Annotated in this window: 29 protein-coding genes; 17 read left to right on the forward strand and 12 right to left on the reverse strand. The window is 71.7% G+C overall.

All coding sequences use genetic code 11. The features are described from left to right. Nucleotides 1-81 precede the first annotated feature (81 nt). On the reverse strand, nt 82-639 hold the full coding sequence (locus tag ACIRRY_RS21525) for a Uma2 family endonuclease (protein ID WP_403975022.1): 558 nt from the start codon (nt 637-639) through the stop codon (nt 82-84). A gap of 38 nt (nt 640-677) precedes the next feature. Continuing rightward, nucleotides 678-1,604, reverse strand: coding sequence for a DUF3027 domain-containing protein (locus tag ACIRRY_RS21530; protein ID WP_403975024.1), 927 nt, complete (start codon nt 1,602-1,604; stop codon nt 678-680). Nucleotides 1,605-2,137: 533 nt separating this feature from the next. On the opposite strand from ACIRRY_RS21530, the gene ACIRRY_RS21535 reads away from it, so the two are divergent. The 4 genes from ACIRRY_RS21535 to ACIRRY_RS21550 all read left to right on the forward strand — a co-directional run bounded on the left by ACIRRY_RS21535 (nt 2,138) and on the right by ACIRRY_RS21550 (nt 5,846). Beyond that, nucleotides 2,138-3,562 carry an MFS transporter gene (locus ACIRRY_RS21535; RefSeq protein ID WP_403975026.1) on the forward strand — a complete coding sequence of 475 codons (1,425 nt, stop codon included), beginning with the start codon at nt 2,138-2,140 and terminating at the stop codon, nt 3,560-3,562. Nucleotides 3,563-3,871: 309 nt separating this feature from the next. Beyond that, entirely contained in the window at nt 3,872-4,336 is a 465-nt protein-coding gene (locus ACIRRY_RS21540) for a DUF2771 domain-containing protein (protein ID WP_403975027.1), read from the forward strand. Further along, nucleotides 4,306-4,995, forward strand: coding sequence for a futalosine hydrolase (locus tag ACIRRY_RS21545; protein ID WP_403975029.1), 690 nt, complete (start codon nt 4,306-4,308; stop codon nt 4,993-4,995). Before ACIRRY_RS21540 ends, ACIRRY_RS21545 begins: the two co-directional genes overlap by 31 nt. Continuing rightward, nucleotides 4,992-5,846: a 1,4-dihydroxy-6-naphthoate synthase gene (locus ACIRRY_RS21550; protein WP_403975031.1), complete on the forward strand. Its 855-nt coding sequence runs from the start codon at nt 4,992-4,994 to the stop codon at nt 5,844-5,846. Before ACIRRY_RS21545 ends, ACIRRY_RS21550 begins: the two co-directional genes overlap by 4 nt. Before the next feature lie 13 nt (nt 5,847-5,859). On the opposite strand, the gene ACIRRY_RS21555 is transcribed toward ACIRRY_RS21550, so the two are convergent. Next, the gene (locus tag ACIRRY_RS21555) at nt 5,860-6,243 is read right to left on the reverse strand and encodes a cold-shock protein (RefSeq protein ID WP_201055598.1); all 384 of its coding nucleotides are present in this window, start codon (nt 6,241-6,243) and stop codon (nt 5,860-5,862) included. 151 nt (nt 6,244-6,394) lie between these two features. Here ACIRRY_RS21555 and ACIRRY_RS21560 point away from each other — a divergent pair, with 151 nt between their 5' ends. Beyond that, entirely contained in the window at nt 6,395-6,643 is a 249-nt protein-coding gene (locus ACIRRY_RS21560; protein WP_403975034.1) for a hypothetical protein, read from the forward strand. On the opposite strand, the gene ACIRRY_RS21565 is transcribed toward ACIRRY_RS21560, so the two are convergent. Both ACIRRY_RS21565 and ACIRRY_RS21570 read right to left on the reverse strand, forming a co-directional pair. Next, nucleotides 6,622-7,263 (reverse strand): HAD family hydrolase, encoded by a 642-nt coding sequence (locus tag ACIRRY_RS21565; RefSeq protein ID WP_403975037.1) that lies wholly within the window; start codon nt 7,261-7,263, stop codon nt 6,622-6,624. The genes ACIRRY_RS21560 and ACIRRY_RS21565 overlap by 22 nt on opposite strands. Before the next feature lie 44 nt (nt 7,264-7,307). Continuing rightward, nucleotides 7,308-8,288: a hypothetical protein gene (locus ACIRRY_RS21570; protein WP_403975039.1), complete on the reverse strand. Its 981-nt coding sequence runs from the start codon at nt 8,286-8,288 to the stop codon at nt 7,308-7,310. A gap of 130 nt (nt 8,289-8,418) precedes the next feature. Here ACIRRY_RS21570 and ACIRRY_RS21575 point away from each other — a divergent pair, with 130 nt between their 5' ends. Continuing rightward, entirely contained in the window at nt 8,419-11,256 is a 2,838-nt protein-coding gene (locus ACIRRY_RS21575; protein ID WP_403975041.1) for a helicase-associated domain-containing protein, read from the forward strand. 44 nt (nt 11,257-11,300) lie between these two features. Here ACIRRY_RS21575 and ACIRRY_RS21580 read toward each other — a convergent pair whose 3' ends face one another. Beyond that, a complete protein-coding gene (locus tag ACIRRY_RS21580) occupies nt 11,301-11,813 on the reverse strand; it encodes an NUDIX hydrolase (protein WP_403975043.1) in 513 nt (170 codons plus the stop codon). A gap of 85 nt (nt 11,814-11,898) precedes the next feature. Here ACIRRY_RS21580 and ACIRRY_RS21585 point away from each other — a divergent pair, with 85 nt between their 5' ends. After that, a complete protein-coding gene (locus ACIRRY_RS21585; RefSeq protein ID WP_329252116.1) occupies nt 11,899-13,542 on the forward strand; it encodes a DNA repair helicase XPB in 1,644 nt (547 codons plus the stop codon). Between the two features lie 64 nt (nt 13,543-13,606). Here the strand turns inward: ACIRRY_RS21585 and ACIRRY_RS21590 are convergent, their stop codons facing one another. Further along, the gene (locus tag ACIRRY_RS21590; RefSeq protein WP_403975045.1) at nt 13,607-13,789 is read right to left on the reverse strand and encodes a hypothetical protein; all 183 of its coding nucleotides are present in this window, start codon (nt 13,787-13,789) and stop codon (nt 13,607-13,609) included. A gap of 288 nt (nt 13,790-14,077) precedes the next feature. Here ACIRRY_RS21590 and ACIRRY_RS21595 point away from each other — a divergent pair, with 288 nt between their 5' ends. Next, nucleotides 14,078-16,165, forward strand: coding sequence for a HelD family protein (locus tag ACIRRY_RS21595; RefSeq protein WP_403975048.1), 2,088 nt, complete (start codon nt 14,078-14,080; stop codon nt 16,163-16,165). Between the two features lie 35 nt (nt 16,166-16,200). Here ACIRRY_RS21595 and ACIRRY_RS21600 read toward each other — a convergent pair whose 3' ends face one another. Together ACIRRY_RS21600 and ACIRRY_RS21605 are read right to left on the reverse strand one after the other, a co-directional pair. Next, nucleotides 16,201-16,893, reverse strand: a complete 693-nt coding sequence (locus ACIRRY_RS21600; protein ID WP_403975050.1) for a copper homeostasis protein CutC — start codon at nt 16,891-16,893, stop codon at nt 16,201-16,203. Between the two features lie 200 nt (nt 16,894-17,093). Next, complete coding sequence (locus ACIRRY_RS21605) at nt 17,094-17,774, reverse strand: maleylpyruvate isomerase family mycothiol-dependent enzyme (protein ID WP_403975053.1); 681 nt, start codon at nt 17,772-17,774, stop codon at nt 17,094-17,096. 44 nt (nt 17,775-17,818) lie between these two features. Between ACIRRY_RS21605 and ACIRRY_RS21610 the strand changes: the two genes are divergently transcribed. Beyond that, a complete protein-coding gene (locus tag ACIRRY_RS21610) occupies nt 17,819-18,463 on the forward strand; it encodes a hypothetical protein (RefSeq protein WP_403975056.1) in 645 nt (214 codons plus the stop codon). Nucleotides 18,464-18,503: 40 nt separating this feature from the next. Beyond that, the gene (locus ACIRRY_RS21615) at nt 18,504-19,595 is read left to right on the forward strand and encodes a GNAT family N-acetyltransferase (protein WP_403975058.1); all 1,092 of its coding nucleotides are present in this window, start codon (nt 18,504-18,506) and stop codon (nt 19,593-19,595) included. A 47-nt stretch (nt 19,596-19,642) separates the two neighbouring features. On the opposite strand, the gene ACIRRY_RS21620 is transcribed toward ACIRRY_RS21615, so the two are convergent. After that, nucleotides 19,643-19,909 (reverse strand): DUF4031 domain-containing protein, encoded by a 267-nt coding sequence (locus ACIRRY_RS21620; RefSeq protein ID WP_403975060.1) that lies wholly within the window; start codon nt 19,907-19,909, stop codon nt 19,643-19,645. Beyond that, nucleotides 19,906-20,316, reverse strand: a complete 411-nt coding sequence (locus ACIRRY_RS21625; protein WP_403975063.1) for a hypothetical protein — start codon at nt 20,314-20,316, stop codon at nt 19,906-19,908. The genes ACIRRY_RS21620 and ACIRRY_RS21625 overlap by 4 nt, the downstream gene beginning before the upstream one ends. Nucleotides 20,317-20,371: 55 nt before the next feature. Here ACIRRY_RS21625 and ACIRRY_RS21630 point away from each other — a divergent pair, with 55 nt between their 5' ends. The 4 genes from ACIRRY_RS21630 (at nt 20,372) to ACIRRY_RS21645 (ending at nt 23,989) form a co-directional block, all read left to right on the forward strand. Next, a complete protein-coding gene (locus ACIRRY_RS21630) occupies nt 20,372-21,283 on the forward strand; it encodes a MurR/RpiR family transcriptional regulator (RefSeq protein ID WP_403975065.1) in 912 nt (303 codons plus the stop codon). Between the two features lie 72 nt (nt 21,284-21,355). Beyond that, nucleotides 21,356-22,291, forward strand: a complete 936-nt coding sequence (murQ, locus tag ACIRRY_RS21635) for an N-acetylmuramic acid 6-phosphate etherase (RefSeq protein WP_403975068.1) — start codon at nt 21,356-21,358, stop codon at nt 22,289-22,291. A gap of 16 nt (nt 22,292-22,307) precedes the next feature. After that, entirely contained in the window at nt 22,308-23,735 is a 1,428-nt protein-coding gene (locus ACIRRY_RS21640; RefSeq protein WP_403975070.1) for a PTS transporter subunit EIIC, read from the forward strand. A gap of 14 nt (nt 23,736-23,749) precedes the next feature. Next, entirely contained in the window at nt 23,750-23,989 is a 240-nt protein-coding gene (locus ACIRRY_RS21645) for a hypothetical protein (RefSeq protein ID WP_403975073.1), read from the forward strand. 191 nt (nt 23,990-24,180) lie between these two features. Here ACIRRY_RS21645 and ACIRRY_RS21650 read toward each other — a convergent pair whose 3' ends face one another. Beyond that, the gene (locus ACIRRY_RS21650; RefSeq protein WP_403975075.1) at nt 24,181-24,573 is read right to left on the reverse strand and encodes a hypothetical protein; all 393 of its coding nucleotides are present in this window, start codon (nt 24,571-24,573) and stop codon (nt 24,181-24,183) included. 113 nt (nt 24,574-24,686) lie between these two features. Here ACIRRY_RS21650 and ACIRRY_RS21655 point away from each other — a divergent pair, with 113 nt between their 5' ends. The 3 genes from ACIRRY_RS21655 to ACIRRY_RS21665 all read left to right on the forward strand — a co-directional run bounded on the left by ACIRRY_RS21655 (nt 24,687) and on the right by ACIRRY_RS21665 (nt 26,580). Next, nucleotides 24,687-25,526, forward strand: a complete 840-nt coding sequence (locus ACIRRY_RS21655) for a Scr1 family TA system antitoxin-like transcriptional regulator (protein WP_403975078.1) — start codon at nt 24,687-24,689, stop codon at nt 25,524-25,526. Further along, the gene (locus tag ACIRRY_RS21660) at nt 25,510-25,779 is read left to right on the forward strand and encodes a DUF397 domain-containing protein (RefSeq protein ID WP_403975080.1); all 270 of its coding nucleotides are present in this window, start codon (nt 25,510-25,512) and stop codon (nt 25,777-25,779) included. Before ACIRRY_RS21655 ends, ACIRRY_RS21660 begins: the two co-directional genes overlap by 17 nt. Nucleotides 25,780-25,902: 123 nt before the next feature. Beyond that, complete coding sequence (locus tag ACIRRY_RS21665) at nt 25,903-26,580, forward strand: SCO4225 family membrane protein (protein WP_403975082.1); 678 nt, start codon at nt 25,903-25,905, stop codon at nt 26,578-26,580. Nucleotides 26,581-26,614: the final 34 nt, after the last annotated feature.

The raw sequence follows: 26,614 nt of genomic DNA on the forward strand, positions 1-26,614 counted from the left end.
GAGCCAAGCATGGGGGGCGGGGGCGCGCAACGAACCCGGGATCCGCCCGTGCCGTCGTCGCTTCCCCGGTTCCGCCGTTCGTCAGTGAACGTCGACCTCGGGCTCCGGCAGCGGGAGTTGGTCGAGGTCGAGGGTGAAGGTGCGGCCATCAGCCAAAGGGATGGGGAGCTTGCCGGTGCCGTATTTGTGGGTGTGGGCCGCGATGTACCCCGTGCCGGTCGGCTGAGTGTGGAGGACGACTTCCCGCGCGTAGGGGTCCACGACGAGGTAGACAGGGATGCCGTGGCGGCCGTACTTCGCGGTGCAGTCGTCGTAGTCCTTGCGGACGGACGAGGTCGAGACGACCTCGGAGATCAGCAGAACGTCTTCGAAGCCGTAGCGCTTGCCCTCCCGGCGGGCGTCCTCGCGCAGGATGGCGAGGTCGGGGGCGGAGTTCTCGTCCGCAGGGAAGTCGATGTACACGTCGGAGGAGGTCTTCGCTTCAAGCCCGAGGGACAAGATCGTGTTGTACTGCATCACCTTGATGGTGCTGGAGTGCTCGAAACTCTGCGGCGTCAAGATGATCTTCCCATCGATTCCGAAGAAAGCCACGTGCCCTTCGGGGAACTCGGTACGCGCAATCGTCGAGTCGATGCTCATGGCGCTGCTCCTCTCCCGTATGCCGCCAGAATACAGAGCTACGAGTGCCCCAGCTCAGCCGATTCCTCGTCCGCCCCCACCGACACCGACCCCGAATCCGCCGCGGGCCGCAACGGGAACGGGTCCACCATCGTCTCGTCGATCACATGCGGCGGCGGCTGGGGCGGTTTGGGCATGACGGCTGCTTCCGAGTGGCCGCCGCAGCCGTAGGACAGGGACACGACGTGGCCGTCCGCCGGGGAGAACTCGTTCGCGCAGACTCCGAAGGCCTGGCCCAGGGAGCCGCCGACCGCGACCAGGAAGCCGCAGCTGACGCAGGCCGCGGGGGCCGCCTGGGCCATGGGGGTTTTCGGGCCGAAGCCGTCCTCCCAGCGGTCCGCGGCCACGTGGAGGCCGTAGCGGGAGAGGACTCGGGCCCGGCGGATGCCCAGTTCCTCGGCGACCGCCGCGATCGAGCCCCGGGTGGGGGCCATGGGGAGGGTCGCGGGGGTGCCCGCGGTCACCTCCGCGTCCTCCGCCTCGACCAGTTCCGCCATCTCCTCCGAGACCGCGGAGTTCGGCGGGGGCTCGTCCTCGCCCGTGTAACCGGGCTCCAGACGGAGGTCCTCCGCGTCCGTGGGGAGCAGGTCGCCGGGGCCCATGTCGCCGGGGCGCAGGCGTTCGCTCCACGGGACCCATTCGGGGGCCAGGAGCGAGTCGGGGCCGGGGAGCAGGACGACCTCGTCCAGCGTCACCAGCTTCGCGCGGGACGCCCTCGCTACCGTCACCGCCCAGCGCCAGCCCCGGTAGCCGAACTCCTTGCACTCGAAGAAGTGCGTGACCACACGGTCGCCCTCGGATTCGAAGCCCGCGTGCTCGCCGACCACGCCTGGCGCGGCGGCCTCCTCGGCTGCGGCACGGGCGAGGTCGACGGCCTCGGCACACAGGCGGTCGGGGGTGCGGCTTCGCGTGGTCGCTGCGCTCACAGGTATCGCTTCTCTCCTACGCCGTCTCACGGGTGCGCCTGTTGCGGCGAAGGGAGCGGACGGAGCGGCTGAAAGACATGTACCAGGCCCTTGGGGGCACTGGTGGAGGGCCGCGTCGACGTCCGCGCCCGATCGCGCTCGGGCACGCCTACGCCATCCATTCTGCGGGATGGCTGAGAGGCGCGCGGCCGAGAACAATCGCCACGGCGCGCTACGCACGCTACCTTCTCCCGCGCCATGCGCCCACACCGACGGCCCCTCGGACGGCGCGCGGCGATCGAACCGAGACCTCCGCGACCGTCACCCGAAGGCCCGTGCCCGCCCGTCCGAGAGCCCGTGAGCGGGCATCCGAAGACCCGCTACCCGCCCGCCCGAAGACCCGTACCCGCCCGCCCGAAGACCCGTACCCGCCCGCCCGAAGACCCGTACGCCGTCATCCGAAGACCTGTGCAACGGCACTGAATCCACCCCCACTAGCCGCCATACGCGCGGTAACCGCACTACTCGCGCCTTTCTCGGGGCACTATGACGGAGTGGCAGCCGCGAGGTCGCCCCAAGGTGCCACCGGGATCGGTGGGACGAAGGGGAGCATCCGAGGTGGCGGTTCGGGCCGGGTCGGCGGTTCCGTCCGCGCGATGGGTCGTGCCCTGCACTTCCCCGTCACCGGTACCGCCCGCGGCATCCGCAAGGCGACCCACGCGCACGGCGCGGGCGAGTCGGGCCTCGGCCGGCTGATCGAGCTGCACGCGGTGAACGGCGCCGGCGATGTCATGATCACCGTCGCCCTCGCGTCGACCGTCTTCTTCTCCGTGCCGACCGACGAGGCGCGGGGCCGGGTCGCGCTGTATCTCGCGATCACCATGGCGCCTTTCACTGTTCTCGCGCCGGTGATCGGGCCTCTTCTCGACAAGCTTCCGCACGGCCGCCGCGCCGCCATGGCCGCCGCGATGCTGGCCCGCGCCCTCCTCGCGCTGATCATCTCCGGCGCGGTCGCCAGCGGCAGCCTGGAGCTGTATCCGGCGGCCCTGGGCGCCCTGGTCGCCTCGAAGGCGTACGGCGTCGTCAGAAGCGCCGTGGTGCCCCGGCTGCTGCCACCCCGCATCTCGCTGGTGAAGGCGAACTCCAGAGTGACCCTGGCCGGGCTTCTGGCCACCGGTGTGGCCGCCCCGATCGCGGGCGGGCTGCACGCCATCGGCGATCCCTGGCCGCTCTACGGCGCCTTCGTGATCTTCGTCGCGGGTACGGTCCTGTGTTTCTTCCTGGACCCCAAGGTCGACTCGGCCAAGGGCGAGGACACGGCGCTGCTCGCGGCCGACGAGAACCATCTGCACGGCCCGCATCCCAAGGAGGTCAAGCGGCCGGGGCTGCGCACGGTCGGCCTCGCCGTCACCCACGCGCTGGGCGCCAACGCGGCGCTGCGCTGGCTGTCCGGCTTCCTGACCTTCTTCCTCGCGTTCCTGCTGCGCGAGCATCCGATGACCGGGCAGAGCGCGGCCGTGTCGCTGGGCATCGTTGCCGTCTCGGCGGGCGTCGGGAACGCGCTCGGTACGGCGGTGGGGTCCTGGCTGCGGCAGCGGGCGCCGGAGATCATCATCGTGACCGTCGTCGCGCTGGTCCTGGGCGCGGCCATCACGGCGGCGATCTTCTTCGGGGCCGTGCTGGTGGCCTGTCTCGCCGCCACCGCCGGGTTCTGCCAGGCACTGGCCAAGCTGTCCCTGGACGCGCTGATCCAGCGGGACGTGCCCGAGCTGGTCCGCACCTCGGCGTTCGCCCGCTCGGAGACCATGCTCCAGATGGCCTGGGTGTTCGGCGGCGCGATCGGCATCGTGATGCCGCTGAACGGCGCGCTCGGGTTCACCCTGGCCGCCGCGGTCATCGCCCTGGGCTGGCTCACCACCCTGCGCGGCCTGCTCGCCTCGGCCCGACACGGGACCGGCGGACGCCCGCGAGTCGCCTGACCCGCGGCACCTGGCACGGCGGCGGACACCCGCGAGCGGCCTGCCCCTCCCACTCCCACCCCGACACAGTGGCGGCGGACACCCGCGAGTCGCCTGACCCGCAGCACCCTGCACAGCGGCGGACACCCGCGCGTCCCCTGCCCCGCCCACCCCGGCACAGGCGCGGCCGACACCCACGCGTCTTCCACCCCGCACCACCCCGGCACAGCGGCCGCGGACGCCCGCGAGTGGCCTAACCCTCGACCTCCGGCCCGGCACGCCGCACCCCACGTGGGGGGAGTACTGGACGGGCCCGATAGCCTTCGCCCCATGACCATGCAATCCGCTGTGCGACGCCGCCGCGCCGTCGCCGCCGCCGGCGCCGTTTCCGCCGGACTGCTCGTCCTGTCGGCGTGCGACAAGCCGACGCCGATCGCGACGATCACCGTCGGGAGGAATTCGGTCCACACCGAGGCCACCTGCTACAACGACGGCGACGCGGTGAAGACCGCGGAGCTGGCGAAGTGCCTGAAGGCCTCCACGTCGATCTCGGTCGACCCGGACGAGACCGTACGTTTCGGTGTCGACCCGAAGATCGCCGACAACGGCTGGACGATCCTGATGAACGGTCAGCCGCTGACCGACTCCAGCAAGAAGACGTACCGCACGATCCCCGGCAGCGTGTTCTTCAACACCCAGTACGGCGCGACCGGCAACTCGACCGTCGTCTCCATCAAGGAGGGCGACAAGACGGTCAAGGGCCTGTGGTCCTTCAAGTTCAAGAAGGACTCCTGACCACGGACGCCCCTCGCATCCTCGTCGCCACCGCCGTCCCGGCCGAACGGGACGCGGTGGCACGGGCGTTGACCGGGACCACCGGTTTCACGTGGGAGGTCGTCGCCGCCGGGGTGGGTCCGGCCGCCGCTGCCGCCGTCACCGCCACGGCTCTCGCCCGCACCCCGTACGACCTCGTCGTCTCGGCCGGGATCGCCGGCGGCTTCCAGCCCGGGGCGCCCATCGGTTCCCTCGTGATCGCCGACGAGATCACCGCGGCCGACCTGGGCGCCGAGACCGCCGACGGGTTCGTGCCGGTCACCGAACTCGGCTTCGGCACCGTCACCCACCGTCCGCCGAATGCACTCGTACGAGAGCTCGCGGCGGCGACCGGCGCCCGCACCGGAGCCGTCCTCACCGTCTCCACGGTGACCGGAACGGCCGCCCGCGCCACGGAACTTCGCGCCCGTCACCCCCGGGCCCTCGCCGAGGCGATGGAGGGTTTCGGCGTCGCCGAGGCCGCCGCCGCGCACGGCATCCCCGTCCTGGAACTGCGCGCGGTCTCCAACCCCGTCGGCCCGCGCGACCGCGCCGCCTGGCGCATCGGCGACGCGCTCGCGGCCCTGACCGAGGGATTCGGGAAGTGCGCGCCCGTACTGGAGAGTTGGACGTACGTATGACCACCAGTGAGCAGCCTCTGCGGATCGCCTACTCGCCCTGCCCCAACGACACCTTCGTCTTCGACGCCTGGGCGCACGGCCGGGTGCCGGGCGCGCCCGCGCCGGACGTGACCTTCGCGGACATCGACATCACCAACGGCATGGCCGAGCGCGGTGAGTTGGACGTCCTGAAGGTGTCGTACGCCGTGCTGCCGTACGTTCTCGACGAGTACGCGCTGCTGCCCTGCGGGGGTGCGCTGGGGCGGGGGTGCGGGCCGCTGGTGCTCACCCGGGACGCGGGCGTGGACCTGACCGGTCGTACGGTCGCGGTGCCGAGCGAGCGGTCGACGGCGTATCTGCTGTTCCGGCTCTGGGCGGCGGACACGGTGCCGGGCGGGGTGGGCGAGATCGTCGTCATGCCGTTCCACGAGATCATGCCGGCCGTGCAGGACGGGAAGGTCGACGCGGGGCTCGTCATCCACGAGGCGCGCTTCACGTACCAGAACTACGGTCTGCACAAGCTCGCGGACATGGGCGAGCACTGGGAGGCCACGACCGGCCTGCCGATCCCGCTGGGCGCGATCATCGCCAAACGGTCCCTGGGCGAGGGGCGGTTGACCCTGCTCGCCGACTCGATCCGGTCCTCCGTGCGGGCCGCGTGGGCCGAACCCGAGGTCTCCCGGCCGTACGTCATGGAGCACGCCCAGGAGATGGACCCGGCCGTCGCCGACCAGCACATCGGGCTGTACGTCAACGAGTTCACCGCCGACCTCGGCGAGGACGGATATGCCGCGATCCGGGGGCTGTTGACGCGCGCGGCGGCCGAGGGGCTGGTGCCGCCCCTCGGCCCGAACGCACTCGACTTCCCCTAGATCTGCCGGATATCTACACGTCCAACTGGTCCGCCACCGCCCGCAGCAGCCCCGCGATCTTTCCGCCGGAGGCCTTGTCGGGGTAGCGGCCCTTCTCCAGCATCGGGGTGATGTTCTCGAGGAGGGTCGTCAAGTCCTGGACGATGGAGGCCAGTTCGTCCGGCTTCTTGCGTTGGGCCGCCGCGACCGACGGGGTCGGGTCGAGCAGGGCCACCGAGAGGGCCTGGTCGCCGCGCTGACCGGCGACGACCCCGAACTCCACGCGCTGTCCGGGCTTCAGGGCATCAACTCCGGCGGGCAGAACCGAGGAATGGACGAAGACGTCACCGCCGTCGTCACGGGAGAGAAAGCCGAAGCCCTTCTCGCTGTTGAACCACTTGACCTTGCCGGTAGGCACGTCTGTCCTCGTCCTCGTACTCGTCGGAAAACTGCTTCGGATAGCAGACCGGCGGGTCGTCGGGACCCGCCGGTACCAAGGCTAATGGTCTTCAGGCGGCTGACAAGACGTCGCCCGCTTGTTCCTTCGCGCTGGGAACTACCCTGGTCCGGTGCGTGACAAAACCCAAACGAATTCCGCCGCGGCCGGTGACCGACTGATCCGTGCCGGTGCCATCGTCTTTTTCCTCGGTGCGGTGGCCACACTCGTCACCGTGGTACCGCTGTTGCTCCACACGACGCCTTTTCCGACGTACATGTACCTCTTGAGCATGCTCATGGGCGTCGGATTCCTGCTGGCCGCCGCGGGAGTGCTCCAGTCGGTCGCCGCGGGCCGCCGTCAGGCGCGTGCGGCGAGGTAGTCCGAAAGCCATCGCGGGAACTCGGTGAGGTCGCCGAGCACGACGTCCGCCCCGGCCGCGCGCAGTTCGTCCGCGTCGCACGGGCCGGTCGCGACCGCGACCGACAGGGCCTCGGCGACGCGGGCTCCGCGCACGTCCCCGACGTGGTCGCCGACGTACACGCTCGCGCCCTCCGCGCGCAGCGCCTCCGCCTTCTGCTCGGCCCACAGATCGCCGATCACGGCGTCCGCGTCGATGCCGAGATGCGCGAGGTGCAGCTTCGCGTTGGGCTCGTACTTCGCCGTGACGACGACCGCCCGGCCACCCGCCGCCCGTACCGCCTCGATCGCCTCGGGGGCGCCGGGCATCGCGAGGGTCGCGGCGATGGCGAACGACGGGTACATCTCGCGGTACAGGTCCGCCACGGCGGGCACCTCCTCCGCCGGGAACCAGTTGATCAACTCGTCGGCGAGCGGCGGCCCGAGCCGGGTGATCGCGAGATCGGCGTCGATGTACGTCCCCGTCCGCTCCGCCAGCGCCAGCATGCTGGCACGGATGCCGGGCCGGGAGTCGATGAGGGTCATGTCGAGGTCGAAGCCGACGGTCGGGCCGGGCGAGGAGTAAGAAGTCATATGGGCCATTGTGCCCAGTCGCTACGACTATCCCACCAGGCCCACCCATCGCCTCAGCGCTGTCGCTGCGACCGCCACACCAGGTACAGCGCCGACGCCACCGCCGCGCCCCGCACCACCCACGGCCAGGTCTCGGAGATCGCGTCGTTCATGTGGCCCTGGGCGATGGGGGTGCCCCAGCGGCCGGTGTTGCGGCCCCAGAGCCAGACGATGCCGGCCGCGACGGCCGCCGTCGGCAGGCCGATCACCGCCGCCTTCGTCTCGGCGTCGGTCAGCCGCCGGGAGGCGTACGCGATGAGCCAACCCAGCAGCAGCGCGAACCAGTTGCCGAGTGCGGCGCCCCCGACGAGGAGCGCGGCGGCGATCAGCAGCAGGGGGTTGGACCAGCGTCCGGCGGGGAGGCGGGGGACCATGCGGCGTCGGCGGGCGGGGACTACCGGTGCCTGCTCGATCACCGGTACGGCCACCGGCTCCGGTTCCTTCGCCGGCTCCTTCGGGGGCTCCTTCGACGGCGGGGGCTTGAGCAGGTCCGGGATCTCGATCCCGCCGGTGAACCCGGGCACGCTGTCGCCCAGCGCGAAGCCGTTGCCCTCCCCTCGCCACCAGTCGGGCTGCATGACGCCGGCGCCAAGGTCGGACGCGCTCGCGAGGTGCGGTGCGGAGGCGGAGTTGTCGGGCTCGGGCGCCGCCCGCGTGGGGCGCGGACGCGGCAGCGGTACGACCCGGCGCAGGCCCTTCGGCCGTAGATCGTCCTCGTGGTCCCGTTGTACGGGCACGGAGGTGCTCGGCGCCCGGGGGACGCCGGCGCCGGTGCCGGCCGCGGCGACGACCTCGTCCGGGCTGCCGAGGCCCTTGAGGATGCGCTGGACGGCGGCCGGTGTGTCGACGGTGGCCCCGGCCCGCCGACGGTCGATCTCGTTGCGCAGCTCGGACACGAGCCGCATCCGCGTGACCGAGGGCAGCTGCCGCTGGTGCGCGACGTCGCCGACGCGGCTCAGATACTCGTAGACGACCTGGTCGCTCTCGATACCCACGAAGTCCCCTCAGGGGCGGGTGCGTTGGATACCCCTCGGTGACAGACGTTACCGCCAGCAGGCCCGCTGCCGGGAACCTCACGTCGTACGCGCTCCCCCGCCGTCACCCCCACCCGCTACCGTGGGTCGGATGAGCACCTCGGCCACGCCGCCCCGTTCGCTCGCGGAGGCACTTCGAAGCAGGGACGACGCGTCCATGGCCGCGCTGCTGCGCAGCCGTCCCGACCTCATCACGCCCGTTCCCACCGACCTCACGCAGCTCGCGACCCGGGCCGGTACGCGCGGATCGGTCGTGCGGGCGCTGGAGCGGCTGGACCGGTTCGCGCTGCAGACGGCGGAGGCGTTGGCCGTGGCGGCGGACCCGGCGCCGTACGACGCGCTGCTCGGGCTCATGGCGGGCGACGCGCGCGACGCGGCCGTCACGCACGCCCTGCCGCGCGCCCTCGCGACCCTGCGCGAGCAGGCGCTGGTGTGGGGCGCGGACGACCGGCTGCGGCTGGTGCGGACGGCGCGTGAGCTGCTGGCGCCGTCGCCGCAGCATCCGTCGCCGACCGGGCTCGGGCCTACGGTCGCGGAGGCCACGGCGGGCATGTCGCCGGGCCGGATCCAGGAGATCGTGACGGCGGCGGGGCTGCCCTCCACCCATGACTCGGTGTCCGCGGTGGCCGCGCTCACCAAGCTGTTCACGGCCCGGAGGCGGATGAAGGCGCTGCTCGCCGGCGCCCCCGAGGAGTCCCTGGAGGTGCTCAACCGGCTGGTCTGGGGGCCGCCCTACGGGCAGGTGACCGCCGACCCGGCGGCCCGGCTGCGCTGGCTGCTCGACCGGGGGCTGCTGCTGCCCACCGCGCCCGGCACGGTCGTACTCCCCCGTGAAGTGGCCCTGCATCTGCGGGCCGGGCGCGCGCACCGCGCGACGGAACCGGTGGCGCCGCCGGTCGAGGCGAAGGCCACGCACCGTCCACAGGTGGTGGACACGACGGCGGCCGGGCAGGCGTACACCGCGCTGGCGACGGTCGAGGAGTTGCTGAAGGACTGGGACGAGGGCGGGCCGACGGTGATGCGGGCGGGCGGCCTCAGCGTCCGCGATCTGAAGCGGACGGCGGTTGCGCTGGACGTGGCGGAGCCCGTCGCGGCCTTCTGGGTCGAACTCGCCTATGCGGCAGGCCTGTTGGCGTCCGACGGCGAGGCCGACGAGCGGTACGCGGCGACCCCGGCCCTCGACGAGTGGCTGGAGCAGCCCGCCGCGCAGCGCTGGTCCCGGCTCGCGGAGGCCTGGCTGACGGCCACCCGGACGTCGGGCCTGGTGGGCGGACGGGACGGGAAGGACCGGACGCTGTCGGCGCTCGGCCCCGGCCTGGATCGCTCGGCCGCTCCGGAAGTACGACACCGGGTGCTCGGGCTGCTCGCCGGGTTGCCCGAGGGCGCCTCGCCGTCGGTCGAGTCGGTGCTGGCCCGGTTGCGGTGGGAGCGGCCGTTGCGGGGGGCGGGGGGTGCGCAGGCGGTCTCTCAGGGAGGTGCTCAAGGGGGCACTCCGGGGAGTCCTCAGGAGGGCGACGATCTGCGCAGTCGCCTTGCGCGGTGGACGTTGGGCGAGGCGGAGATGTTGGGGGTGACGGGGCGGGGGGCTCTGTCGGCGCAGGGGCGGGCGTTGCTGGGGCGCCGGGGTGCGGCGGTCGGCCACGCCGATCCCGCGTCTGCCACTGGACCCGGGTCGGGGTCCAGGTCGGGGTCAGGGTCGGGGTCAGGGTCCAGGTCGGGGTCCGGGTCCGGGTCCGGGGCAGGGTCCGGGTCCGGGGCAGGGTCCGGGTCAGGGTCCGGGGCAGGGTCCGGGTCAGGGTCCGGGTCCGGGTCCGGGTCCGGGTCCGGGTCCGGGTCCGGGGCAGGGTCCGGGGCAGGGTCCGGGGCAGGGGCAGGGGCAGGATCCCCGGCTTCCGTCGGTCCTCGTTCCGCGGCTCCCTCCGGCCCCGGCGACAAGCTCCCCGTCCACCACCGCACCCCCGCTCCCCCCGAGCCCCTCTCCCCCGCCGAACAGGCCACGGCGAGTGCCGCCGCGGCTCGGCTGCTCGCGCCGTTGTTGCCCGAGCCCTTGGACCACGTACTCCTCCAGGCGGACCTGACGGCGGTCGCGCCCGGCCCGCTGCAACGGCCGCTGGCGGACACGCTGGACGTGCTCGCGGACGTGGAGTCGAAGGGCGGGGCGACCGTCTACCGCTTCACGCCGGGCTCGGTGCGCCGCGCGCTGGACGCGGGCCGTTCCGCCTCCGACCTGCACGACTTCCTCACCGCGCACTCCCGTACGCCGGTCCCGCAGCCCCTCGCCTATCTGATCGACGACGTGGCCCGCAGGCACGGCCATCTGCGGATCGGTACGGCCTCGGCGTATGTGCGCTGCGACGACGACTCGGTGCTCAGCGAGATCCTCGCGGACAAACGGTCGGCGGGCCTGCGGCTGCGCCGCCTCGCGCCGACCGTGCTGGCCGCGCAGGCCGATCCGGCGGCGCTCCTCGACGGGCTGCGCGCGATGGGCTTCGCGCCGGCCGCCGAGTCCGCGGAGGGCGATGTCGTCATCACCCGCGCCCACGCCCACCGCACCCCGCCCCGCACGGCCCCGGAACCGGTACCGGACGGCCCGCCGACCCCGGACACCACCCTCCTGTCGGCCGCGATCCGCGCGATCAGGGCGGGCGACCGCGCCTCCACGACCCCCCTCAAGACGACCCCTTCACCGACCGGCGAACTCCCCCGCACCAGCTCCGCCGAGACCCTCGCCACCATGCAGGCCGCCGTCCTCACCGGCGACACCGTCTGGATCGGCTACGTCAACGCCGAGGGCTCCGCCAGCCAGCGCGTCATCGCCCCGATGCGCGTGGAGGGCGGCTTCGTCACGGCGTACGACCACACGGCGGACGAGGTACGGACATACCCGCTGCACCGGGTGACGGGGGTGGCGGAGTTGGCGGAGGGGTAGGGCGCCGGTCGGCGAAGGGGCGGCGCGGACGGGCCCGCCTCAGCTCAACTCGCCCCAGTTCGCCACAACCCGGCTCGGTTCAGATAGCGGTCCAGCGCCTCCACCGCGTCGGCCACGAACGTCGGGCGCCGGGACATCTCCCGCAGCTCGGCCTCCGTGACCCACGCGTGCCAGGCGATCTCGCCCGGGTCGGGGGTGATGTCCGTACGGACGACCGCCTCGTGGACGCCGAGCCAGTACGGGCTGATCACGCCCCGGCACAGGAACTTGAAGGCGAACCGCATCGGCACCACCACCCCGAGTTCCTCGGTGAGTTCACGGGCCGCCGCCTCCTCGTAGGACTCCCCGATCCCCGCGGCACCGCCGATCAGCCAGTTGTACTGTCCGGGGAACCGGGACATGTCCGCCGCCCGCCGGTGCACCAGGACGCGGCCCTCCCGGTCCCGGCAGACGGTCGTCGCGACCCGGTGCAGCCAGTGGTTCGCGATGGCCTCGCCCCGGTCCACCGTCCCGAGCACCCGGTCCTGTTCGTCTACCCGTTCCACGAGCTCTCCCATGGGCTGAGCCTCGCAGAGCCCGCCGTGATCATCGGCCGGTAGTGCACACTGGACGTTTGGCCGTGCGGAAGGGATGTGTACGTACGTGAATGGCCCCCTCATCGTCCAGTCCGACAAGACCCTGCTCCTTGAGGTCGATCACGAGCGAGCCGACGAGTGCCGGCGCGCGATCGCCCCGTTCGCCGAGTTGGAGCGGGCGCCCGAGCACATCCACACATATCGGGTGACCCCGCTGGGGCTGTGGAACGCGCGGGCCGCCGGGCACGACGCCGAGCAGGTCGTGGACGCGCTGGTGGAGTACAGCCGGTATCCCGTGCCGCACGCGCTGCTCGTGGACATCGCCGAGACCATGGACCGGTACGGTCGGCTCACGCTCTCCAAGCACCCCGCACACGGGCTCGTCCTCACCACCACCGACCGGCCCGTGCTGGAGGAGATCCTGCGGTCGAAGCGGGTCGCCCCGCTCGTCGGCAACCGGCTCGACCCCGACACCGTGGCCGTGCACCCCTCCGAGCGCGGCCAGATCAAGCAGGTGCTGCTGAAGCTGGGCTGGCCGGCCGAGGACCTCGCCGGGTACGTCGACGGCGAGGCGCACCCGATCGAGCTGGACGAGAACGGGTGGGCGCTGCGGCCGTACCAGAAGCAGGCCGTGGAGAACTTCTGGCACGGCGGCAGCGGTGTCGTCGTGCTGCCCTGCGGGGCCGGCAAGACCCTGGTCGGCGCGGGGGCGATGGCGCAGGCCAAGTCGACCACGCTCATCCTCGTCACGAACACCGTCTCCGCCCGGCAGTGGAAGCACGAGCTGATCAAGCGGACCTCGCTGACGGAGGAGGAGATCGGCGAGTACAGCGGGACGCGCAAGGAGATCCGGCCCGTCACCATCGCCACGTACCAGGTGCTGACGACCAGGCGGAAGGGGATCTACCCCCACCTGGAGCTCTTCGACTCCCGTGACTGGGGGCTCATCCTCTACGACGAGGTGCATCTGCTGCCCGCGCCCGTCTTCAAGTTCACCGCGGATCTGCAGGCGCGGCGGCGGCTGGGACTGACCGCGACGCTCGTGCGTGAGGACGGCCGGGAGTCGGACGTGTTCTCCCTCATCGGGCCGAAGCGGTTCGACGCGCCCTGGAAGGAGATCGAGGCGCAGGGGTACATCGCGCCCGCCGACTGTGTCGAGGTCCGCGTCAATCTCACCGAGTCCGAGCGGCTCGCGTACGCCACCGCCGAGGCCGAGGAGAAGTACCGCTTCTGTGCGACCACCGCCACGAAGCGGAAGGTCACGGAGGCGATCGTGCGGCGCTTCGCGGGTCAGCAGATCCTCGTCATCGGGCAGTACATCGACCAACTCGACGAACTGGGCGAGCACTTGAACGCACCGGTGATCAAGGGCGAGACCTCCAACGCCCAGCGGGAGAAGCTCTTCGGCGCCTTCCGTGAGGGTGAGATCAGTGTCCTCGTCGTGTCCAAGGTCGCGAACTTCTCGATCGACCTGCCGGAGGCGACCGTGGCCATCCAGGTGTCGGGCACGTTCGGTTCACGCCAGGAGGAGGCGCAGCGGCTCGGGCGGGTGCTGCGGCCGAAGGCCGACGGACACCAGGCCCACTTCTACTCCGTCGTCGCCCGGGACACGATCGACCAGGACTTCGCGGCCCACCGCCAGCGCTTCCTGGCGGAACAGGGGTACGCGTACCGGATCATGGACGCGGACGAGATCCTCGCGGAGAACTGAGGCGCGGGGAGCACCGAGGCGCGGGGAGAGCTGAGGCGCGGGGCGGCCGTGAGTGATCGCGGGGTCACTTACGGCGTATGCCCGCTTCCTCGCCGTACTCACCGAGGACGACCACGCTGAACGCGGCGCCCGCGAAGACTTTTATGGCGCGGAGGGCATTGCCCAGGCGATGGGGGCGGGTGCCGCCGGTGACCGGTGTGGCGCCGGACGGGCGGACGGGGGCCGGATGAATGGTTGCTGCGCTCATGAATCCATGGTGCGTCTTGGGACATAAGGTCGGCATCGGTCCAGAGAGCCAACCTTCACGCCGCCCGTGTACGCCTCCGGGCTGACCCGTTCCCCTCCTGGGTGGAGGGGTCTCCCCTAGGGGACACGCTCGCCGGCGTCAACGCGGCCGTAAAACCATTCGCCCCCGCCACTCCCCCTGACCTAGAATCTCCGCTCTTGCCCGCCTCCCCGCAGGGAGTGCCGCCGTCCGGACGGAAACCGGCCGGTATCCCACTCGGCTCTTCTCAGGTCTTCCGGAGGCACCCCCTTGTCCACGCCCGCCGCCGACCCCCTCGACGACCCTCTCGCCCGCGAACGCTCCCATCTCGCCTCCTCCCGTTCCGCGCTCCGCGCCATGCGCGAGGACGTCGAGTCGCTCGACATCAAGGACGTCACCGCGAACTGGGTCAACGCCGAGGTCCTCGCCCGCCAGATCGACGAGCGCATCAAGGCCCTGGCCGACCTGAGCGACACCCCGCTCTTCTTCGGCCGCCTCAACTACCTGCACGCTCCCCCACTCTCGGCTTCGCTCGAGCGGGGGGACCCCCATGGCGCCGAGCAGGCCGAGGGCGCGGAGGGCGCGCAGTTCTACATCGGGCGCCGGCATGTGCACGACGCGGGCGGCGACCCGATGGTCATCGACTGGCGCGCGCCGGTCTCGCAGCCGTTCTACCGGGCATCCAAGAAGGACCCGCTGGACGTCTCGCTGCGCCGCCGCTTCGGGTACACGGGCGGCGACCTCACGGCGTACGAGGACGAGCACCTCATGGACCCGGCCGAGGCCGCCGCCACCAGCAAGCTGCTCCAGCAGGAGATCGAGCGGCCCCGCGTCGGCCCGATGCGCGACATCGTCGCCACCATCCAGCCCGAGCAGGACGAGATCGTACGGTCCGGCCTCGGCGGGACGGTGTGCGTGCAGGGCGGCCCGGGCACCGGAAAGACGGCTGTCGGTCTGCACCGGGTCGCCTACCTCCTCTACGCCCATCGCGAGCGGCTCGCCCGCACCGGCACCCTCGTCATCGGGCCAAACAAGTCCTTCCTGCACTACATCGAGCAAGTCCTGCCCGCGCTGGGCGAGTTGACGGTCCGCCAGGGCACCGTGGACGACCTGGTCGCGCACGTCGAGGTGCACGGCACGGACGAGGCTCCGGCCGCCGTCATCAAGGGCGACGCCCGTATGGCCGAGATCCTGCGGAGGGCGATCTACGCGCACGTGACCCTGCCGACCGAGCCGGTGATGGTGGTGCGCGGCTCGCGCCGCTGGCGGGTCCCGGCGTACGAACTCGAAGGCATCGTGCGGGAGTTGCTCGACCGCGACATCCGCTACGGCGCCGCCCGCGAGGCGCTTCCGCAGCGCATCTCGCATGCCGTGCTGGTGCAGATGGAGCGGTCCGGGGAGGCGCCGGACGACCGGGTGCAGGACGCCGTGGCGCGCAACGCGGCGGTGAAGGCGGCCGTCAAGGCGGTCTGGCCGCCGGTCGAACCCGCGAAACTCGTACTGCGGCTGCTCACCGACGCGGACTTCCTCGCCGAGCACGCGGACGGGATCCTCGACGAGGACGAGCAGAAGACGATCCTCTGGGCAAAGGCGGTACGGAGCGTGAAGGCCGCCAAGTGGTCAGCGGCGGACGCCGTGTTGATCGACGAGGCGACCGACCTCGTGCAGCGGACGCACTCGCTCGGGCATGTCGTGCTCGACGAGGCGCAGGACCTCTCCCCGATGCAGTACCGGGCCGTGGGCCGCCGCTGCACCACCGGTTCCGCGACCGTCCTCGGCGACCTGGCGCAGGGCACCACGCCCTGGGCGACGCGGAGTTGGGACGAGGCACTGGCCCACCTCGGCAAATCGGAGGGCGTGATCGAGGAGTTGACGGCCGGCTTCCGCGTCCCGACGGACGTCATCACGTACGCCTCCCGGCTCCTCCCCCACATCGCCCCGGGGCTCACCCCCGTCGCCTCGGTCCGTGAGAACCCCGGCTTCTTCGACCTCCGCTCCATCTCCGGTACGGCCGAAGTGGTCGCCGCCTGCGAGGAGTTGCTGCGCAACGAGGGGTCGACGGGCCTGATCGCGGCCGACACCCGCATCCCCGAACTGGCGGCGGCGCTGACGGCGGCGGGCATCGGCTTCATCGACCCCGGTGAGGAGACGACCGTGGACACGCGTCTGACGCTGGTGCCCGCGTCGCTCGCGAAGGGGCTGGAGTACGACTACGTGGTCCTCGACGAGCCGCAGGCCGTGGTCGACGGCGAACCGGACGAACGCACCGGCCTGCGCCGCCTGTACGTGGCGCTGACCCGAGCGGTGTCGGGCCTGATCGTCACGCACACGGCGCCACTGCCGCCCCAACTCGCCTGAGCGGAAGGGGTGATTGAGGGCCTTTCAGGACCTGTTCAGGCCCGGTCCAGGACCGCCCGCCACTCCCCCACCGCCGCCGCCGACACCGGCCGCTCCCAGCCCTCCGGCCGAGCGGCCCCGCCGATGTGGAAGGCGTCGACTCCGGCCGCGCGCAAGGTCGGTACGTGGTCGAGGCGCAGACCGCCGCCGACCAGGATGCGCTGCTCGTACCCCGGTTCACCGCGCAGTGCCGCCTCGCGGAGCAGCGTGGAGAGGCCGTCGTCGACGCCGTCCGCCGAACCGGCGGTGAGGTAGGCGTCCAGGCCGGGCAGGTCGGCGAGTTGTTTGCGCAGGGCGTCGCGGTCGGCGGCGCGGTCGATCGCGCGGTGGAACGTCCAGGCGCAGCCGTCCAGTTCGGCGACGACCCGTTCCACGGCGTCCAGGTCGACGCGGCCGTCGGGGTCGAGGAAGCCGAGCACGAACTGGTCGGCGCCGGCGGTCCGCAGCTCCCCGGCGACCCGGACGAGCCGGTCCACGTCACCGGCGGCGAAGCCGTCCGCGAGGCGCAGCATCACGCGCAGGTCGATGTCGACGGCGGCGCGGATCGCGGCGAAGGTCTCCACCGGCGGGGTGAGTCCGTCGGCCGCCATGTCGGTGACCAGTTCGAGACGGTCCGCGCCTCCGGCCTGGGCGGCGATCGCGTCCTCGGCGCCGAGGGCGATCACCTCCAGGACTGCACGCGTGCTCATAGGACCCCTTCCGTCGTGTTCCCTGGAGCGGCTACAGGTCTAGTCCAATCTCAGGGTACGCGGGAGGTCAGGGGGCCGCGAGATCGCCCCCGCGAACGGCGAACGCTGAGCGGCGAACACTGAGCGGCGAACAGAGAACAGAGAACGGTGGATGGCGGATGGCGGATGGCGGATGGCCGTCAGCCGTCAGCCGTCAGCCGTCAGCCGAAGATGTTCAGGTCCTCCGCCTTCGCGCCCGCCAGCTCGTAAGTCACCCCGCCCGGCACCGGCCGCCCCGCGTACAGCCGCACGAGCATGGCCGCGTCGCCGATGTACCGCGCCGGGGTCAGCCCGCCCGACGCGTCGCCCAGCCGCAGCGGATCGTCCCGGTCGTCGAGGTCGGCATGGAGAAGCTGGTGGCCTTTCTGACCGGTCACGCGGGCGAGAAGGGTTAGAGCGGACCCCAGCCCCTGGCCCCCATAGGCTCCGGGCGCTCCGAGAGCGTCCCGTACGTCGCCGGAGTGCACCCATTCACCGAGCGCGACCCCGTCCAGCGCGCCGCCCGCGCGGGCGATCGCCGCACCGGCCTCGGTCATGCCCCGCTCCAGTTCGTCGAGGACCCGCGCGTTGGTCCAGTCGGCCCGCTCCGCGATGTCCCGGTCGTTGGCCTCGGGCGAGAACCCGCCCTGCTCGAACCGGCCCTCCACCACCCGCGTCAGCGCGGCCGCACAGTGCGCGAGGACATCCCGCACGGTCCACCCCGGACACGCGAGGGTCGCGAGCGCGAAGTCGTCGTCCGGGCGGGCCCGGAGCAGCGGGATCAGCGCGTCGCGCTCGGTCGTCAGGAGCCGGCCGGGCAGTTCGGGGTCGCGTACGTCGTGTGTCGTGTCGGCGTAAGTCATGCGTTCCACGCTAGGGGCGGGCGCGCGGGAGGAAAATAAGGAGCATGGCCGATCTCGACGCCCTCCGCGCCCGCTGGACCCACGCCCTCGAAGGGGCCCGCACCCCCGCCACCGGACCCGCCCCGGGGCCGTACGCCGAGAATCTCCTCGCCCGCTGGCAGGAGCCGCAGCGGCACTATCACACGCTCACGCACCTCACCTCGGTCCTCGACCACATCGACGTGCTGGAGAAGCACGCCGACGACCCGGACGTCGTACGGCTGGCGGCCTGGTTCCATGACGCGGTCTACCTCCCGGACCGTTCCGAGAACGAGGAACGGTCGGCAAGGCTCGCCGAGCGGGCCCTGACCGAGGCGGGCGTACCGGACGCGCGGACCGCCGAGGTCGCCCGGCTCGTCCGCCTCACCGTCACCCACGCCCCCGCCGACGACGACCGCGACGGCCAGGTCCTGTGCGACGCGGACCTCGCGATCCTGGCCGCGCCACCGTCGGCGTACGCCGCCTACACCGCGGCCGTCCGCGAGGAGTACCACTTCGTCCCCAACGACGCGTTCCGGGAGGGCCGTTCGACGATCCTGCGCCAACTCCTGGACCTGCCACGCCTGTTCAGGACGCCGCACGGGGTCGCGGAATGGGAGGCGACGGCACGCTACAACCTGTCGGCGGAGCTGGATCTGCCGGCACTTTAAATCACGGCGGGCGTCGGTCGCCGCCCGTATGCTCCCCCGCATGGGGACCACGGGCGGAAAAACAGGCGCACACCAGGTGGAAGAGGCCGTAGCGGGCTGTGTCTCGCTGCTGCGAACGGCGACCGGTCAGGACTGGGAGAAGGTGAAGGCCGGCCGGCTGGAGTGGAGCTGCCGGTACACCGCCGAGCACATCGCCGGTGATCTCATCGCGTACGCGGGCCAGTTGGCCGGCCGCGCGCAGCACACGTACCTCCCCTTCGAGCTCATGCTCGACGACGACGCCGACAACTCCGGTGTCCTGGACGTGATCGAGGCGATGGGCGCCCTGCTCGCCGCCGCCGTCCGTACCGCCCCCCGCGAGGTGCGGGCCTTCCACCCGTACCCGTTCCGCAGTGCGAACCGCGAGGGCTTCGCCGCGATGGGCGTCGCCGAGGTGCTGCTGCACACCCACGACATCGCCGAGGGCCTGGGCCTGGAGTACCAACCCGCCCCCGAACTCACCGAGTTCGTCCTCGGCCGGATCTTCCCGGACGTCCGCCCCGCCGCCGACCACTGGCGCACGCTGCTGTGGGCGACCGGTCGCGGCGAACTCCCCGACCGCGCCCCCGTCACCGACTGGCGCTGGCACAACAACCTCGTCCACACCACCGACCGCCTCACCCTCCAGGGCATCACCCCCGGGGCCGCGGGCGATCTGGTCTCCGGCGGCGACGGCGGGTTCGAGTGGATCGAGGGCGGCCCGTACGTGGGCACCCGGGAGTCCGCCACCTTCCTCCTCAAGGCCTACGTATCGGGCGTGCACCGCCCGGAGTTCGGCGTGTTCGCCCTGGTCCGCCGCGAGGACGGCCGGGCGATCGGCGGCATGGGCTTCCACGGCGTCCCCGACGAGGAGGGCCGTACCGAGATCGGCTACGACCTGGTGGAGGGCGCCCGCGGCCAGGGCTACGCGACGGAGGCACTGCGCGCGCTCGCGGAGTGGGCGCTGGCCCGCGACGACGTACGCACCCTCTTCGCCACGGTCGAACGCGACAACCTGGCCTCCCAGGCGGTGGTCACCCGCGCGGGCTTCCGGAAGGTGAGCGAGGACGGGGAGGGAGACGGAGACGAGTTCGCCTACGAACTCACCCGCTGAGCAAGCGAGTCACCGACAGTCGCCCGTCACCACTGAGGACAACTCGGTTACTGCGCCCGCCCCTTGGGCCGGCGCAGCCCCGCCGCCGTCAGCAGCCGGACCACCTCCCGGCTCCTGACCTCCACCGCGCCGGCGGCCACCGCGGACGCGTAGCGATGCGACGGAATGTCGTAGTGATCACGCTCGAAGGCCCGGCGCGGTACGCCCAACTCCTCGGCGAACACGTGGAGTTCGTCGTACGAGACATCGCTGACGAGGTGGGACCAGAGGCGTCCGTGGCCGGGCCAGGTGGGCGGGTCGATGTAGACGGTCACGCGGAACCCAGGTTTCCGACCGCGGCGACCTTCACGCCCGCCTGGTGGCACACCCAGTGCGGGTCGGGTCCGAGTTCCGGCTCGATCTCCAGGGCGTGCGGGTCGCCGGACGCGCAGACCGGGCAGAGCGGCCAGCGTCCGTACGCCTCCAGCAGCGCGTCCTGTACGTCCTGCGCGACAAGCCCGGCGACGTACTCGACGCCCTCCGGCCACTGCTCCACCCACCAGCGCCGCTCCACGATGGACTCCTCCACCATGGACACCACGTCCGCCGCGACGACCTCGCGCGCGGCCAGGTCGGCGAGCACGAGCGCGCGGGCGGCGTGCAGCGCCTGCTCCAGGGGGCTGACGGGAGCGCCGGTGGGGTCGGGGCTGGGGCCGGGGTCGGGATCACTGCTGGGGTCCATGCACCCATTGTGCGCACTCTTGACCCGGTCACCGGAACGAAAATATCTTTCAAAGGTGACCCAGGACGTGAAGGAAATTTTCTCCAGCGCCTCCGGGAGTACGCCACCCGCGGCCCTGGCCGCCAAGGTGCGCACCCTCGCCCCCTCCATGACCCGCTCCATGCAGCGGGTCGCCGAGACCGTCGCCGCCGACCCGGCCGGCTGCGCGGCCCTCACGGTCACCGGCCTCGCCGAGCTCACCGGCACCAGCGAGGCCACGGTCGTCCGCACCGCCCGCATCCTCGGCTACCCCGGCTACCGCGACCTGCGCCTCGCCCTCGCCGGGCTCGCCGCGCAGCAGCAGTCCGGGCGGGCGCCCGCCCTCACCACCGACATCGCGGTCGACGACCCGATCGCCGACGTCGTCGCGAAACTCGCCTACGACGAGCAGCAGACCCTCGCCGACACGGCCGCCGCGCTCGACACCGTCCAGCTCGGCGCCGCCGTCGCCGCGCTCGCCGCGGCCCGCCGTACCGACATCTACGGCGTCGGGGCGTCCGGGCTCGTCGCCCAGGACCTCACCCAGAAGCTGCTGCGGATAGGGCTCATAGCCCACGCCCACAGCGACCCGCATCTCGCCGTCACGAACGCCGTGCAGTTGAGAGCGGGCGATGTGGCGATCGCGATCACCCACTCCGGGTCCACCGGTGACGTCATCGAACCGCTGCGGGTGGCCTTCGAACACGGGGCCACGACCGTGGCGATCACCGGGCGGCCGGACGGGGCTGTGACGCAGTACGCCGATCACATTCTTACGACGTCCACGGCTCGGGAGAGTGAGCTTCGGCCCGCGGCGATGTCGTCGCGTACGAGTCAGCTGCTGGTGGTGGACTGTTTGTTCATCGGGGTCGCGCAACGGACGTACGAGCAGGCTGCGCCGGCGTTGTCGGCGTCTTACGAGGCGCTGGCGCATCGGCACAGGCGCTGACGGTTCGTGGCCGTCTGCGGGTGCGTCGTGGCTGGTCCCCGGACAAAGAACGACAGAAAGAACCGCTGATCCATGACCTCAACGTCCAACCCCCGTGACCTCCGCACCGAGTTGGAGTCACTCACCACCGAGGCCTTCCGCCCCGAACTCGCCGGCATCGACCAACTCCCCACCCTCGACATCGCCCACCTCATGAACACCGAGGACGCCACCGTCGCCACCGCAGTCGCCCACCGCCTCCCCGAGATCTCCGCCGCGATCGACGCCGTGGCGCACCGCATGGAAAGAGGAGGCCGCCTGATCTACATGGGCGCCGGTACCGCCGGCAGGCTGGGCGTGCTGGACGCGTCCGAGTGCCCCCCGACCTTCAACACGGACCCCTCCGAGGTCGTCGGCCTGATCGCCGGCGGCCCGGACGCCCTGGTCACGTCCATCGAGGGCGCCGAGGACTCCCGCGACCTGGCCGAGGCCGACCTCGACGCCCTCGCGCTCACCGCCGACGACACGGTGGTCGGCATCTCCGCGTCCGGACGGACGCCGTACGCGATCGCCGCGGTGGAGCACGCGCGCGGACTCGGCGCGTTGACGATCGGCCTGTCCTGCAACGAGCACAGCGCGCTCGCCGCGGCCGCCGAGCACGGCATCGAGGTCGTCGTGGGCCCCGAACTCCTCACCGGATCAACGAGGTTGAAGGCGGGCACGGCCCAGAAGCTCGTGCTGAACATGCTGTCCACGATCACGATGATCCGGCTGGGCAAGACCTACGGGAACCTCATGGTCGACGTACGCGCGTCGAACGAGAAGCTGCGCGCCCGCTCCCGGCGGATCGTCGCGCTCGCCACCGGCGCGGAGGACACGGAGATCGAACGGGCCCTCGCGGCCACCGACGGCGAGGTGAAGAACGCGATCCTGGTGGTCCTGGCCGGGGTCGACGGCCCGACGGCCGCCCGCCTTCTGGAGGAGTCCGGGGGCCGGCTGCGCGCGGCGCTGACCGCGGCGGCCGGCTGACCAGCACGCTCAGGGGGTGAACACCTCTCCCGCCACCACCGCCGCCGCCCTCCTCCCCCTGGTCGGCGGCCCCGCGAACGTCACCTCCGTGGCCCACTGCATGACCCGCCTACGGCTCGGCCTGGCCGACCGTTCGCTGGTGGACGAGGAGGCGCTGCGGGCGCTGCCCGGCGTGCTCGGGGTGGTGGACGACGACACGTACCAGATCGTGCTGGGGCCGGGGGTGGTGGCCCGAGTGACCCCGGAGTTCGAGAAGTTGGTGGGGGCGGCCGGTGAACTGGCCGCCCGGGGTGCCGAGTTGAAGGAGGAGCAGCGGGCTCGCAACGCGACCCCCGGGAAGCTGCTCCTGCGCCGGGTCGCCAACATCTTCGTCCCGCTGATCCCCGCCCTGATCGGCTGCGGAGTACTGGCAGGCCTCAACGGCCTTCTCCTCAACCTGGGTTGGCTGCCGGGCCTGACCCCCTCTCTCTCCGCCATCGCCTCCGCGTTCCTCGCCCTCATCGCGGTCTTCGTCGGCTACAACACGGCGAAGGAGTTCGGCGGGACACCTGTGCTGGGCGGTGCGGTGGCGGCGGTCGTGGTGTATCCCGGGGTCGCGAAGGTGACCGCGTTCGGGGTCGCCCTCTCCCCCGGCCAGGGCGGGGTACTGGGCGCACTGGCCGCCGCGCTGCTCGGCACGTACGTCGAGAAGTGGTGCCGCACCTGGGTCCCCGCGACCCTCGACGTCCTCGTCACCCCCACCCTGACGGTCCTGACCGCGGGCCTCGCGACGCTCTACGGCCTCATGTACGCGGCCGGCGAGATCTCCACGGCGATCGGCACGGCGGCGAACTGGCTCCTCTCCACGACCGGTCCCTTCGCGGGTCTGATCCTGGGCGGCCTCTTCCTCCCCCTGGTGATGCTCGGCCTGCACCAGGCCCTCATCCCCATCCACACCACCCTCATCGAACAGCAGGGCTACACCGTCCTGTTGCCCCTCCTCGCGATGGCGGGCGCGGGCCAGGTGGGTGCGGCCGTGGCGGTCTACTTCCGCCTGCGCCACGACACTTCGCTCCGCACGACCATCAAGTCGGCGCTCCCCGCAGGGCTGTTGGGCATCGGCGAACCCCTCATCTACGGCGTCTCGCTGCCGCTGGGCCGACCGTTCCTGACCGCCTGTGCGGGCGGGGCGGCGGGCGGGGCGTTCATTGGCTTCTTCGGGATGCTGGGCGACAAGGTGGGGGCGACGGCGATCGGGCCGTCGGGGTGGGCCCTGTTCCCGTTGCTGGCGGGGAACCGGGGGCTGGGGACGACGGTGGCGATCTATGGGGGCGGGCTGCTGACGGGCTACGCGGTGGGGTTCGTGGCGACGTACGCGGTGGGGCTGAGCGGCGTAATGCCTGGTGACGTACGTAGTAAGCCTGGCGATGTACGGAGTAGGCCGGGTGACGCTTCCCGGGTGTGATCGTTTCCCCGGTCATGAAGAAGACCCTGATGGCCGTGGCCTGCGCCGCCGCCGCTCTCGCCCTGGCCACGCCCGCGCACGCGGACAACGACTCCAACTTCGGCTCGGCGCTGAACGCGGCGAACAACTGGAACTTCACCGCCGCGGCTGTATGTCTCCAGGAGGTGGCCGTGGTCCCCGTCCTCGGCGACTGGGTCGGCGACCACGCCAACAACTGCTCCAACGGCAACGTCATCGACCATTCCGGACGCTGATGTCCTGACCCGCCCCACACCCACACCGGCGCCGGAAGCTCCCCCCACGGGAACTCCCGGCGCCGTTGCGCTACTTGGGGTGGGAGGTTCTGGCGGGGTCAGGGGGACGGAGGCCGGGCCGAGGAGGTGGTCGACGGGGTCTGCGTACCGGGCGCGGGGGGGCAATGGGGTCAGTCGAAACGGCGGCCGGCTCAGGGCAGGCGGCCCTCGCGGTTCAACTCCCGTACCCGTGCCCGCAGCACCTCCTCCTGCCCCGCGGGGCCCGTCGACTCCGGCGGGCAGTCCCACTCCCGGCCCCCGGCGACCGGCCGCAACTGGACGTTCCCGCCCACGTGTCCCATCACTTCGCCGACCCGCCCGTCCCGTACGTCCACGACGTGCGCGCCGATCGGGGGCCGTTCCCCGCGCAGTACGGACGCGAGTTTCTCGGCGGTACGGACGTTGCACCGCCCCAGCGCGACGAGCGCGAACTTCTCGTCGCTCGCGCCGGTCACCGGGTCCACGCACAGGGACGGCAGGGCCACACCGACGCCGGTGAGCGCGTCCCGGAGCGAGGTGACGACCTCTTCCGTCGATCGCAGCATTCCTTACACCTCCACACAGAGTTTACTGTTCGCAACACAGCGTGGCGGCAACGTGTCTAACCTGGCCATACGGGGAGTCCCAACAAACTCGGGTGTTAGGACAGGGAGTTGCTGTGGCAGGACAGAAGGACCTCGACCCGTCGTCGTCACCGCGTGCGCTCCTGGGCGCCGAACTCCGTCACGCCCGTGAGAAGGCGGGGCTCAGCCAGGAGGAGTTGGGGCAGCGGCTGTTCGTGAGCGGGTCGTTCATCGGGCAGTTGGAGTCGGGGACGCGGCGGATGTTGCCGGAGTACGCGCGGATGCTGGATGTGGAGTTGGGGACGGGGGACTTCTTCACCCGGAACTGCGGGGCGGCGGCGAAGTCGAAGTATCCCGAGCACTTCGCGGAGGCGGCGGAGGCGGAAGCGTCGGCTACGGAGATCCGCCAATACTCGACGATGCTCATCCCCGGGTTGCTCCAGACGCCCGAGTACGCACGGGCCGTATGCCGCGCCTACCAGCCCACGGCAACGGATGACGTGATCGAGGAACTCGTGACGGCCCGCATCGAGCGGACTCAGCTCCTCGACGACCCAACAGCACCGCTGTTGTGGGCGATTGTCGACGAGGCCGCGTTGCGCCGGGTGGCGGGCGGCCCTGCGGTCATGGCAGCGGCCCTGCACCGCATCACCGGCCTGATGCGCCGGAACCGGGTCATCGTGCAGGTGCTGCCGTTCGAAGCAGGGGCACACCCAGCCATGCAGGGCTCCATCAAGCTCATGGACTTCAAGGACGCCCCGCCGCTGGTCTACTTCGAGGGAGTCGGCACCGGACGCCTGGAGGACGACCCGAGCACCGTCCGGCACCACCGCCTCACATACGAACTCCTCGCGGCTTGTGCGCTCTCCCCCGAGAAGTCCCTGGTCTTGATCGAGGAGATGGCGCAGGATTACGCCCATGCGGAGCAACCCTGAGTATGACCTGGACGCGGCGGTCACTTGGCACAAGTCCAGCTACAGCGGAGGCAGCGGCGGCGACTGCTTGGAGGTCGCCCGCTGGCGTAAGTCAACGTACAGCGGAGGCGACGGCGGCGACTGCCTCGAAGTCGCCGACGGCCACCCCGCCCTCGTCCCCGTCCGCGACTCCAAGAACCCCCACGGCCCCAAACTCATCTTCCGGGCCACCACATGGTCCACGTTCGTCGAAGACCTCAAGCACCCCAGCTAGCAAGCCGAGTTAGGCCCTTCAGCCCCTCCCGCTGAGTACCGGTACTCATGCCCGGCCGCCCCCTTCGGTCCACCGTTGTGACACCACACACCACACCGGACCGAACCGAAGGACGACGCCTCGATGCCGCAGCCCTCGCTCTCCCGCCCGCGCCGCCTCCTCGTACTCGCCACGGACAACCGGCCGGCCCGGGCCTACCTGGCCGTCGTGGGTCTCTCGGTCGTGGCGATGTTCGTCGTCCCGGAAAGCCCGGTCGCCGCAAGCCCGTTGATCCTCACCGCGCCCCTCTCGTTCCTGGGCGTGGTCCTCCCCTTCGGCCCGGGCACCGAGGGGCCGACCCAGGCGCTGGCGGTCGGCTTCTGGGCCGTCTGGCTCCTGCTGTGCGCCCTCGTGAACGCGGCCGTGGTCGGCGCCCTGGTGGAGAGATCCGCGACGAGCACCGCGCCGAGGAAAGCGGCCCAGGCGTCTCCCGCCCGCGCTCGCGCCCTGCTCGCACCCGCCGTGGACAACTGGCTCGCGCGTGGGTATCTCGCCCTGGTCGCCGCGGCGTTGACGTTCTTCCTGTACGCCGCGTACGTGTCGCCGGACCCGGGTTTCGCCGCCATCTGGCCGGTCATGGCGACGGCACCCCTCGGCATGCTCGCCTTCTTCGTGTCGATCCCGGCGGAGTTCACCTCTCTCGCCTGGCTGAACCCGCTGCTCTTCACCGCCGCCACGGCCCTGTGCGGGCTGGGCAACGCCGTACTGCTCGGCCGGCTCGCCCACCGGCTCCAGACGCGGGACCTGCACCCGGCCACCTGACGGGGAGGGAACCGCACGCCCCGCCAAACCCGAC

The sequence above is a fragment of the Streptomyces sp. NPDC101776 genome (assembly GCF_044766845.1).
Lineage (GTDB): Bacteria > Actinomycetota > Actinomycetes > Streptomycetales > Streptomycetaceae > Streptomyces.